The sequence below is a fragment of the Halovivax ruber XH-70 genome (assembly GCF_000328525.1).
In the GTDB taxonomy this organism is placed as follows: Archaea; Halobacteriota; Halobacteria; order Halobacteriales; family Natrialbaceae; genus Halovivax; species Halovivax ruber.
Map to the genome: position 1 here is coordinate 1,332,484 of NC_019964.1, position 11,025 is coordinate 1,343,508.

Annotated in this window: 8 protein-coding genes; all 8 read left to right on the forward strand. The window is 62.1% G+C overall.

Features of this window, described 5'->3' with window-relative positions; genetic code table 11:
• Nucleotides 1-289: 289 nt before the first annotated feature.
• The 8 genes from cheY to HALRU_RS06255 all read left to right on the forward strand — a co-directional run bounded on the left by cheY (nucleotide 290) and on the right by HALRU_RS06255 (nucleotide 11,009).
• On the forward strand, nucleotides 290-652 hold the full coding sequence (gene cheY / locus HALRU_RS06220) for a chemotaxis protein CheY (protein WP_007697168.1): 363 nt from the start codon (nucleotides 290-292) through the stop codon (nucleotides 650-652).
• Nucleotides 649-1,863 carry a chemotaxis-specific protein-glutamate methyltransferase CheB gene (gene cheB / locus HALRU_RS06225; protein ID WP_015300552.1) on the forward strand — a complete coding sequence of 405 codons (1,215 nt, stop codon included), beginning with the start codon at nucleotides 649-651 and terminating at the stop codon, nucleotides 1,861-1,863. The genes cheY and cheB overlap by 4 nt, the downstream gene beginning before the upstream one ends.
• Nucleotides 1,863-6,599, forward strand: coding sequence for an ATP-binding protein (locus HALRU_RS06230; protein WP_015300553.1), 4,737 nt, complete (start codon nucleotides 1,863-1,865; stop codon nucleotides 6,597-6,599). The genes cheB and HALRU_RS06230 overlap by 1 nt, the downstream gene beginning before the upstream one ends.
• 43 nt (nucleotides 6,600-6,642) lie before the next feature.
• The gene (locus tag HALRU_RS06235; protein ID WP_007697160.1) at nucleotides 6,643-7,248 is read left to right on the forward strand and encodes a chemotaxis protein CheC; all 606 of its coding nucleotides are present in this window, start codon (nucleotides 6,643-6,645) and stop codon (nucleotides 7,246-7,248) included.
• Nucleotides 7,245-8,486, forward strand: a complete 1,242-nt coding sequence (locus tag HALRU_RS06240) for a chemotaxis protein CheC (protein ID WP_015300554.1) — start codon at nucleotides 7,245-7,247, stop codon at nucleotides 8,484-8,486. The genes HALRU_RS06235 and HALRU_RS06240 overlap by 4 nt, the downstream gene beginning before the upstream one ends.
• A complete protein-coding gene (locus tag HALRU_RS06245) occupies nucleotides 8,483-8,995 on the forward strand; it encodes a chemotaxis protein CheD (RefSeq protein ID WP_015300555.1) in 513 nt (170 codons plus the stop codon). Before HALRU_RS06240 ends, HALRU_RS06245 begins: the two co-directional genes overlap by 4 nt.
• Entirely contained in the window at nucleotides 8,992-9,819 is an 828-nt protein-coding gene (locus HALRU_RS06250; RefSeq protein ID WP_015300556.1) for a CheR family methyltransferase, read from the forward strand. The genes HALRU_RS06245 and HALRU_RS06250 overlap by 4 nt, the downstream gene beginning before the upstream one ends.
• Nucleotides 9,820-9,929: 110 nt before the next feature.
• The gene (locus HALRU_RS06255) at nucleotides 9,930-11,009 is read left to right on the forward strand and encodes a hypothetical protein (RefSeq protein ID WP_015300557.1); all 1,080 of its coding nucleotides are present in this window, start codon (nucleotides 9,930-9,932) and stop codon (nucleotides 11,007-11,009) included.
• Nucleotides 11,010-11,025 lie beyond the last annotated feature (16 nt).

The window sequence follows — 11,025 nt, forward strand, 5'->3', positions numbered from 1 at the left end:
AGAATTATATTTTGAGACCGACCGTCACGGTATTCACCTGACTCCCCAATTGTTTGTATGCAGAATTAGGACACATGCTCGACAAGCAGCCACTCTGTTCGTGTGTCTGTTGGGGTGCCGTACCCACCTATCCTGCCTCGGTTCGCTAGATCACGTCGTCTGTCGTCACTCGATTGCGGCCACGATCCCAATGGGATCGCTCTCTGGACTGACCAGTTTATCACGACTGATAATCGGGAGACAGCATTTATGGTCGTCGTATTTCTATCAGATGTTGGTGTACAACTAAATGTCGCAAGGGGTGCTTATCGTCGACGACTCCCATTTTATGCGAAATCTCCTTCGTCAGATTCTGGAGGACGACTATCGCATCGTCGGCGAGGCGTCGAACGGAGCCGAGGCAGTAAAACTGTACAAAGAAGAGAACCCCGACATCGTCATGATGGACATCGTGATGCCAAAGTGCAACGGGATCAAGGCGACGGCCGCGATCAAGAAGTTAGATCCCCGCTCGCGCGTCATCATGTGTACAAGCGTCGGTCAGCGCGAAAAGATGAAACTCGCTGTCAAGGCCGGAGCGGATGGGTACGTGACCAAACCGTTCGAAGAGCCGAGTGTTCGGAAAGCTCTCGCTGACGTCGTCGCTGCATGACGCGAGTACTGGTCGTCGACGATTCACCGTTCATCAGAACCGTCCTCGGTGAGGAACTCGACGAAGCGGGGTACGAGGTCGATACCGCTCCAGATGGCACTGCAGCGGTCGATGCCGTGGCCGAGTGTGACCCCGACGTCGTCACGATGGACGTCGAAATGCCCGGTATCGGTGGCATCGAAGCCACGGAACGAATCATGGCCGATACCCCAACTCCAATTCTCATGTTGAGTGTTCACACGGATGACGGGGCCGACGCTTCGATGGAGGCGTTGAACCGTGGCGCGATGGCGATCATGGAGAAACCGGACGGGGCCGGCGATCGGACGATCTCGGACCTCACCGACGAACTGATCGAAACCATCGACGAGCTGTCCGCGGCCAGTACCTCCGCGCTCGCGCTCGCACAGACGACGGCTGCCGCCCACCGGTCTCGAACGCGGACGCGGACACTTGCGTCGGGAACCTCGGAGGGCGGAACGGACGTCTCGACGAGCGGATCGGCCGCTGGTCCGGCGGTCTCTCCAGCCCCTCCGGCAGTGGGTGGTCGTTCGGACGCCATCGGTGCGTGGCCGGATGTCCCGATCGACGTGCCACAGGTCCCGGACGAGCCACCGACGATTGTCATCGGCGCGTCGACGGGCGGGCCGCGAATCGTCGAAGGAATACTCGGAGCACTTCCCGAAGCGCTCGGGGCTCGCATCGTCGTCGTCCAGCACATGCCTGCTGGATTCACGGAACGCTTTGCCGCTCGACTCGATCGGAAGAGCGAGTACGCAGTCCGGGAGGCCGGCGTGTCCGACCATATCGGCGCAGGCGAGGTTGTCGTCGCTCCCGGAAGTGCACATCTCGAGGTATCCAGTGCTTCGACGGACACCGTCGAGATCGAACGGTCGACTGCACCACGCGTTCACGGGGTGCGTCCCTCGATCGACGTGACGATGGAGTCGCTCGCCGCGACCCGACCGCCAAATCTCGTCGGTATCGTCTGCTCTGGCATGGGTCGAGACGGTGCACGCGGTATCGAAGCGATACACGAAGCCGGCGGCCACACGCTGGCACAGGACGAAGCCACGAGTCCTGTCTTCGGAATCCCGAAACAGGCGATCGAAACCGGGGCCGTCGACGAGATCGTCCCCGCGACGTCGCTTCCGGCCCGTATCGTGGCGAGGGCGATAGCGACGAACGCTGACGATAGAGGTGATCTGTGATGGATGACTACGTGCGCGAATTCGTCGACGAGACCGAAGCGGCAATAACCACGCTGAACAACTTGTTGCTCGATCTCGAACGCTCGCCGGCGGACGACGAGGTCGTGCAGGACATTTTCAGGACGGCCCACACGGTGAAGGGCAACGCCGGGGCGATGGGGCTCGAACGGGCGAGCGACCTGGCACACGCGATCGAGGACGTGCTGGACGGGATTCGCGCCGGCACTGTCGAGGTTTCACCGGAGCGAATGGATACGCTGTTCGCTGCAGTTGACTGCCTCGAACGAATGGTCGACGAGGTCGCCCGCGACGGTACGATTCAAACCGATCCGGCGGACGTCATCGCCTCCCTCCGTGAACCGCTCACGGACGACTCACCAGACGTGACCCCACCATCGCCGGGAGAGCGCGAAGCGATTCTCACCCGTTTCGATCCGCCCGCAAATTCGGCTCACGACGCCTATCTCGTTCGGATGGCGATCGCCGACAGCGACGAACTGAACAACGGACTGGTCGTGATCGAGGCCCTCGTCGACGCCTTCGATCTCATCGGGACGGATCCCTCGCGAACCGCCATCGAGAACGAAGAACACGGTAACCGGATCGATGCCGTCTTCGCCGCAGCAGTCGACGAGGAGGCCATTTCGGCCGCGCTCGAACCTGTCGGTGCCGTCGAAGCGTTCAGTATTCTCGGCGTCACCGACGAACTCGACTCGAGCGAGGACGACTCGTTCTCGTCCGTCGAGGAGAACCTGGCGTCGGATCTCTCGACCGATCAGGCGAACGAGATGTCCGTCGACGACCTGCTCGACGAGTTCACCGAACTCGACGACATCGACGCGCTCGCAGACGAGATCGACGACACCAGCGAGTTCGAGGACATCGGTGACGCCGGCTCGTTCGACGATCTCATACCCGAGACGACCGACGAATCCTCCACTGCGGCCACGGAACCCGATCCGGAGCCGACGACCGACGACGAGGACAACGTCGAGGATGCAGGCGCCGTCTTCGACGAACTCAAGCAGGAAGTCGACATGGTCGGGTTCGACGAGCTCCAGGACGAACTCGAAGCACTCGAGTTCGACGAATTCGACGAAGAGGAGGTCGGGATGGACGAACTGCTCGGCGAGGACGTCGACGTGGACGACCCGACGTTCCTCGACCTCGACGAACCCGACCCCTCGGACCCGATCGGAACCGAAGCGCCGCCTTCCGAGTCCGCCGACGCTTCGGCCCCCACCTGGGGCGCACCTGAGGGAGACGAGCCAGCAACGGGTGGCGTGTCTGCCGAACCCGATTCCACACCTGTCAGTACTGCCGATCCCGACGCTGGGTCCGCCGAGGGTGCTGGAGCGGCGGCCGATGCGACGGAGACCGATCACACGGAGTCCCCCGAAGCGGCGGAGTCGAGTAACGACTCGTCGGCTACGGCCGCCGAGTCCTCCGCGTTCGCCGACGAACTGTTCGGTGGAGCCACGACTGACCCTGTCGATGACTCAGCGCCCGACCAACCGGCCGCCGATGCGGCCGACACGCCAGCTGAGTCGGGTGCTGACGGATCCGGTGACGTCGAATCACCACCCGACGTCGATCGAGCGGACGGTGAACCCGAAGAGAGCGATTCGGACGACGTGGCCGTCGCACCACCGGTAGATGGAGACGATGTGGCTCCCGTCGACGACCCCGATTCCACAGTCGACGACGAGCTGGCGGTGACCGACGAGCCAGTGGCTGACGACGAAGCGACCCCAACCGAGGCCGACGAGGCGGTCGAAACCGAGTCGTCACTTCAGCCTGCCACAGACACTGACGCTGACTCGTCACCGACCGCGACAGACCTGGCCGACGACGCTGGCCTGACTGCTGGAGAGGATGATTCGGATGCAATCGAGAATGAGGGCGACGGTTCTACGGTACCGTCGACAGATCCGACACCAGAACCGACCGACGGTGACGACGAGTCGGGGTCGGTCGACGACGAATCGTTGGCCGTCGGTGACGACCCGACACCGGCCGACGCCGAGTTTGAGCCGATCGGCGAACCCACCGAATCGGTCGACGAGTTCGAAGGAGTGGCGGACGACAGTACCGAGCCAGCCGACGAAACGACTGCGACCGCCCCAGCCGCGTCTCTGTCGGACGGCGAGCACTCCACCGACGATGATGCCGAGTCAGGTATCCCTGGATCCGAGTCCACACCAGCGGAAGGAACCGATGTCGGGGACGGAGACGAGTTTGCTTCATCCCCTGACTCCAGTGCCGACGAGGCGGCCGAACCGGTCAGCCCGTCGGCTCCCGATGCGGAGACGGAGGCGCCGGCCGCCACTGCCGACACCGAGCAGGGCGAGGACGAGCCGATCTCGGCGTCGAACTGGTCTGACGAACGTGAGTCCGATGCCGATACCCCGGCTGACACTGTGGAGGCATCGGCTGACCCGCGTCCCGACACTGCCGAGACGGCGACAGGCAGCGACGATGGGTCGACTGACAGTGAGGCACCCGCGTTCGACCTGTCGACCGGTCTCGACGAACTGACCCAGAACGAGGATTCTGACGAGGATATCGCCGATTCATCGGCCGATATGACAGCCACCTGGGACGGCGACACGTCACCGGGGCCAGACCAGTCTGGACCATCGGAGACGGTCGCTTCGGACACCGACGCTACTGCTGATCCGGCGTCGGCTGACGACGCCGATTCGCGGGCCGAGTGGTTGACCGAACCGCTCGTGGACGAGGATGGCGGTCCAGCCGACGAATCGTCTGAAGCCCGTGATTCGGCTACGTCGGCTACGGACGTTGATACGGAGGGCGACGATCACTCGTCAGCGGCTCCGTCCTCCGAATCGGATGGCAGTACCGAGGACGACCCGGAGACACTCGGTTTCGACGACGCCACGATCGATTCAGCCTCCGACGAGTCCGACATGGTTTCCGAACCCGCGTCGTCGTCCGACGCAGCCGACGCCGAATCGGGCGTCGAATCAGATGACGAGTTCGGTGACGCCGAATCGGACGTCGAACCCGACGACGGGTTCGGTGACGCGTTCGACGACGAACCGTCGTCCGTCGGCTTTGGATCGGACGACGAGTCGACCGTCGACCTCTCCGGCCTTGAAGACGATGCCGAACGATCCGAGGATACCGAGTTTGGAACCGACGATGCGTTCGATAGTGGTCTCGACGACGAGATCTCGTTTACAGACGACGGCTCCGACGATACGGCGTTCGCTGACGATCTCGACGCTGTCGCGTTCGATACGAGTAGCGACGTGGAGTCGACCGACGCCACGAGTGACTCGGCGTTCGATGCCGACCTCGACCTCGATTCCGACGATTTCGGACTCGATGCCACGCCAGCTGACGAGTTCGACGCCGATTCACAGGCCGAAAGCGAGACGGCGTTCGACTCGGTTGGCGATCAATCGGCGTCGTTCCAGACCGAGGCGGACGAGATCGACACGAGCGGGACGGACTTCGACGCTGGTGACGACCCAGAAGACGAGGTGCTTGCTGGCCTTCCGGAGATGACGGTCCCGGATATCTCCGTTCCCACCGAAGCGTCGCCGGACACCGACACCGATCTCGAGGCGCACTCCCAGTCGGTTCGCGTCGAGAGAGACCAGGTCGACTCGCTCTTGCAACTCGTCGAGGGGCTCGTTACGTCACGGGTCCGACTCCGATCGGCGATCGAATCGCGGGAGCCGTACGAAACACTGGAGCGAGAACTCGACGATCTGGAGGACTTCACGGCAGAATTGCAAGAGACCGTGATGGACGTGCGACTCGTCCCGCTCCAGACGGTGACGAACCGGCTACCGCGCGTGGTTCGTGACCTGGCCCGTGAGCAGGACAAACAGGTTACGTTCGATCAGTCGAACGCCGACGTCGAACTGGATCGTGGCGTCCTCGATCGGATCGGCGACCCGCTGATCCACCTGGTCAGAAACGCCGTCGATCACGGCATCGAGTCCGTCGAATCGCGGAAGGCTGCCGGGAAGGATCCCGAAGGAACGATCGAACTCAGCGCGAACCGAACACAGAACCGGGTCACGATCGACATCGCAGACGACGGATCCGGCCTCGACGCCGATCGACTTCGGGAGGAAGCCGTCGATGCGGACATCCTCACGCGTGACGAAGCCGACGAGTTGTTGGACGAAGCGGCGTACGACCTGGTCTTCAACTCGGGACTGTCCACCAAGGAGCAGGTTACCGACGTCAGCGGACGCGGCGTCGGGATGGACGTCGTTCGCCGAACCGTCGACGAACTGAACGGATCGGTATCGATCCACAGCGAGCCGGGCGAAGGTACGACGGTCACGATGACCCTCCCGGTAAGCGTGGCTGTGGACGACGTCTTGTTCGTCGAGAGCGGTGGCGAACAGTTCGGTATCCCCGTCGACGTCGTCAGGGACGTGGCCGACGGTGCGGACGTCGTCGAGTCCGACGGCGAACTCGTCTACGAGGATGGCGAGGAGTCGCTTCCGGTCGTGGAACTCTCGTCGGCGCTCGAGGTCGACGACCCCCGGTCGAGTGATCCCGATGGGATGTTGGTCCGGGTTCGTGACGACGTGCGTCCGGTCGCACTCAAGTGTGACGTCGTTCGCACTCGCCGTGAGGTCGTGATCACGCCGTTCGAGGGCTTCATGCGTAACGTTCCGGGTATCAGCGGGGCGACCGTCCGCGGTCGGGGGGAAGTTATTACTATCCTCGACGTGAGTACCCTGTAACAATGAATAACTGGCACGCAGACCGATTTCGGAGGATCAACGAATGACGCTAAAAGTCGATATTCGAAAACTGAGCTTTATCAACGAGATGGCGAAGGTCGGGACGAACGGTGTCGCCGACAACATGGGCAAACTGACCGGCGAGGACGCGCGAATGGAGGTGACGAAGACGAACTTCATCGACGTCGACGACATCAAGTCACAACTCGACGCCGGCAAACGTGTTGGCGTTCGCGTCAGGCTCCTGGACGAGCCACACGGCCACATTCTCATCCTGTTCCCGGAGGCGAGTGCGAAGAAGATCACGGCGCTGATGCTTCGTGACGTTGTCGACGATATGGGCAACGTCTCCGGAAAGATGGCCAGAAGCGCCGTCGAGGAGATGGGGAACATGATGGCCTCCGGGTTCATCGACGGCTGGGCGGACGTCCTCGGCCGGGCGATCGACACGGCGGCGCCACAACTCGTGTACGCCCCTGCGGGTGACATCGTCGTCAGGACGGCGGGGCTGGGCGGGGACGATCTCGCCCTGTTCTTCGATTCGGAGTTGTCCGTTCCGAGCTATCAGATCGAAGCAGAGATCTACGCGTTCCCTGACCTAGAAGAGTTCGTCGGGATGGTCAACGGTATCGAACCACAAACTGCATGAAACTCGACGTAAACGCTCTCGGCACCTTCTACCGGATGGCGCAGGAGGGTGCGGGCCTGGCGGCGGGTCGGTTGACGCAAATGACCGGCGTGGACACCCAGGTAGGCGTTACTAAACTCAACTTCATGCGGGGCACCGAGATCCGCCACGATTTCGACGACGGTGTCGAGAACGTCGGTGTCCGGGTCGAGCTATCGGGTGGGATCGACGGTCACTCGATTCTCGTCTTCGATCGCGGGAGTGCCGAAACGATCATCGAAGCGCTCCTCGGCGATTCGAACGCCGGGCTGGGGGACGAGTTGAGCCAGTCTGCCGCGACGGAGCTCGGTCAGATCATGAACAACGGGTTCGTCGACGGCTGGGCAGACGTCCTGGAGACGGCCATCGACGTCTCCACACCGGAGTTCCAGAGCGGGACGACAGCCTCAGACTTCTTCGGTGATCTCGAGGAAGCCCCGGGTGACGACGACCTCGCGCTGGTCTTCCAGAGTCACATCGAAGCTGTCGGCGCCGAAACCGGCTTTCGGCACTATCTCTTCCCCGAACACGAGTCGATGGCCGTCTTGCTCGAACGCCTTCGCTCGAACGAGGGAATCGAGTACGACAAACTCGAAGGCTTCGACCGGATGGCCGAACAGGGCGCCGAGGAAGTTGCCAAGACGGCCACGACGCTGACCGGCATCGACACTACCGTCGAGATCAGACGCCTCAACTTCGTCTCCCTCGAAGCGATTCCACAGGAGGTAGCCAACGAGCCGCTCGTCGGTGTCGCCTTCGAGTTCGACGGCACACCGAGTGGGTATCTGCTCTTCCTGTTCGACGAACAGTCTGCCCGGGAGATCGTCGATGCGATGGTCCCGATGGAGACCGACGACGAAACTGACGAGTTCACGGAGATGGATCGGAGCGCCATCAAAGAACTCGGAAACATCATGGCGAGTGGCTTCCTCGACGGGTGGGCGAACGTCCTCGATACGACGATCGATCACTCGACGCCGGAGTTCATCCACGACATCGGTGCGGCTGCCGTCGACCCGGTCGTGATTCAACTCGGTGAGAGTCAGGATTACGCCTTCGTCTTCGACACCACGGTCGTCGCCGATGGACAGGCGTTCGACTGTGACGTCTACGCGATTCCGGACGAATCCGATCTCGAACGTGCGCTCAACGACCTGGACGTGAGCCGGATCGACGAAACGCCAACGACCGCAGAGTTCGCTGACCTCGAGGGAACATGAAGACGTACGGAAGCGAACCTGGAGCGCCCGAATCCGTGCAGGTCGGTATCTCTGAACTCGTCGTTTCGGAGGGTAACGACACGCTGAAATCCTACGGGCTAGGGTCGTGCCTGGCTATCGCCCTGTACGATCCAGGTGTGGCAGTCGGCGGTCTCGCTCACACGATGTTGCCAGACGGTGACGCGGCCGAGAACAGTGATCTCAAACCTGGCAAGTACGTCGACACGGCTATCAGGGCACTGCTCCGGCGCATGGTCGAGCGCGGGGCGACCTACACGGACGTAGAGGCGAAGATCGCTGGCGGCAGCGATATGTTCCAGTTCGAGAGTTTTGGCGAGGGTGTCGGGAAGCGAAACGCCGTCGCCGCTCGCGAGGAACTCGAGAAACTCGGCGTTCCGCTCGTTGCCGAAGACGTCGGCGGCAGTCACGGTCGGACGGTCGAATTCACGCCAGAGACGGGCACACTCCTCATCAAGGGCAACGAAGATATCGGAGTGACGGAGCTGTGACCGACGGCGGGTTCGAATCGATCTGTTCGTTCGTCGAGGACGAACTCGAGTTCGCGACGAGCCATTACAACGATAGTTACCTCGATCGGCGCATCTCCTCACGCATCCGTCGGACCGATAGCGACGGGTACGACGACTATCACGAACTGCTCGCGGCCGATCCGGACGAACAGGAAGCCATCTTGGATTCCCTCTCGATCAACGTCACCGGGTTCTTTCGCAATCCGGACGTCTGGGAGGGTATTCGTGAGGTTCTCATTTCACTTTCCCAATCACCGGGGTCGGTCCACGTCTGGTCCGCGGCCTGTGCAGACGGCCGCGAGACGTACTCGATCTCCATGCTCGCCCAGGAAGAGCCACGGATCGATGCCTCCGATTTCTACATTCTCGGGACAGATATCAGTCCGCCCGCACTCGAGACCGCTCGAGCCGGCGTGTACGAACAGTCGCGAACGACGGATATCGAAGGACAACTGGACTTCCTCGACTCCCCCGAGGAGTACGTCACGCAGCGAGATGGCGCTTTCCACGTGACGGAGACGGCGAGAGAGAACGTGACGTTTCAACGTCACGACCTGATAAACGACGAGCCGAAGTCGGGATTCGATCTCGTCATCTGTCGAAATCTGTTTATCTACATCGACCCGGCGTACAAAGCGCCGATTCTGGAAACGCTCGGTCGGTCGTTACAATCGGATGGCTATCTGGTCATCGGAAAAGCGGAGACGATCCCACCGGAGCTGAAATCGCTCTTTACGGTCCACGACGGCCGATTGCGCATCTATACGTTGACAGCCGACGATCCCGTCCGAAACGCCACGTGAGTGCCGTGCGTGCCGAGACGGCGTGACGGAGCGTATTCGGCGACTGATCTGTCACGGCTGTCGAACCGTGAATGCGGGAACTACATGTGGATCCATGCGAGTGAGTCCATATGAGCGAGTTCGCACTGGATCGATACGCGTCCCGTCTCGATCGAGTGCTCTCGGTAGCCCCACCGCGGTCACGTCGGGAGACGATCTCCTGGGTACTGCAACCGCTCTGGACGCACCTCGGGTGGGACGTCGACGCCGCGATCGGGCGCGGGACGATCGGACAGTTCGAGTACGACTCGATCCTCGTCGTGGGTTCGTCTCCGTCGACACCGGCGATCCTCGTCGCTGCGGAGCCTGCCGATCAGTCACTTTCGCCGGATCGTCGGGACCGGATCGCCGCCGCCATGCGACAGTCGGGGATCGATCGGGCGATCTACTCGAACGGCCGCCAGTTCGTCCTGTTCGCTGGTGACGGATCGGATCGCGTCGAGATCGAACACGAATCCATTCCGACTCGTAGTGGCCAGTTTGCACCACTTTCCCACGACGCGGTCACGACTCATTGCCGAGATCTTCCGACCGAATCGGTGCGACGACGCCGAATCGCTGTCTCGGGGGCAGAAATTGCATCGTCGATCGAGTCCATCCTTACGGAAGAACTTGGGTCGAGCCCACCCGTCGACGAAGCATCGATCCCAGCCCTGTTAGCTGCTATCGACGAATCTGCCACGGCGGACGGATCAGGGACGGATTCGAGCGGGCAAGCTATAGCGCCATCCCAACCGTCTGATTCGGATCCAGGGGCTGAACCCGATGGACCAGCGCCTGAACGGCCGGAATCCATCGCGCCGGCGTCCGACGAGACGGGAGAGTTCGTCGTCCGCGTGTTCAACGACCGTGGATCCATCGGTGCGGTCGCCCACTCGACGTCCGCGGGCGCGCTGGTGGAAGCGGCGGCGTACTTCTTCGAACGTGGCCTATCCGGTATCCGCCTCCCGTGGAGCCCAGACGGCGGTTCGACCGTCGTCCACGACGAACCGGTCGACAGTGATGGCACCACGTGGGACGCCTACGAGCAACTACCCAACGGTCTCTACGTCAAGACGTCAGGCTCCGTGGCAGACAGACGACGCCGCGTGGAGGCACTTGCGTCGAGGGCAGGGCTCCGGGTCATGCTCCGTGGTGACTGGTCGAACTAACTGGAGCGCGCTGAGG

What these genes read in the sequence shown, in the direction of transcription:
- HALRU_RS06235 (WP_007697160.1), top strand. Translation starts at nt 6,643, where the DNA reads ATGACGCTAAAAGTCGATATTCGAAAACTGAGCTTTATCAACGAGATG.
- HALRU_RS06245 (WP_015300555.1), top strand. Translation starts at nt 8,483, where the DNA reads ATGAAGACGTACGGAAGCGAACCTGGAGCGCCCGAATCCGTGCAGGTC.
- cheB (WP_015300552.1), top strand. Translation starts at nt 649, where the DNA reads ATGACGCGAGTACTGGTCGTCGACGATTCACCGTTCATCAGAACCGTC.
- HALRU_RS06255 (WP_015300557.1), top strand. Translation starts at nt 9,930, where the DNA reads ATGAGCGAGTTCGCACTGGATCGATACGCGTCCCGTCTCGATCGAGTG.
- HALRU_RS06240 (WP_015300554.1), top strand. Translation starts at nt 7,245, where the DNA reads ATGAAACTCGACGTAAACGCTCTCGGCACCTTCTACCGGATGGCGCAG.
- HALRU_RS06230 (WP_015300553.1), top strand. Translation starts at nt 1,863, where the DNA reads ATGGATGACTACGTGCGCGAATTCGTCGACGAGACCGAAGCGGCAATA.
- cheY (WP_007697168.1), top strand. Translation starts at nt 290, where the DNA reads ATGTCGCAAGGGGTGCTTATCGTCGACGACTCCCATTTTATGCGAAAT.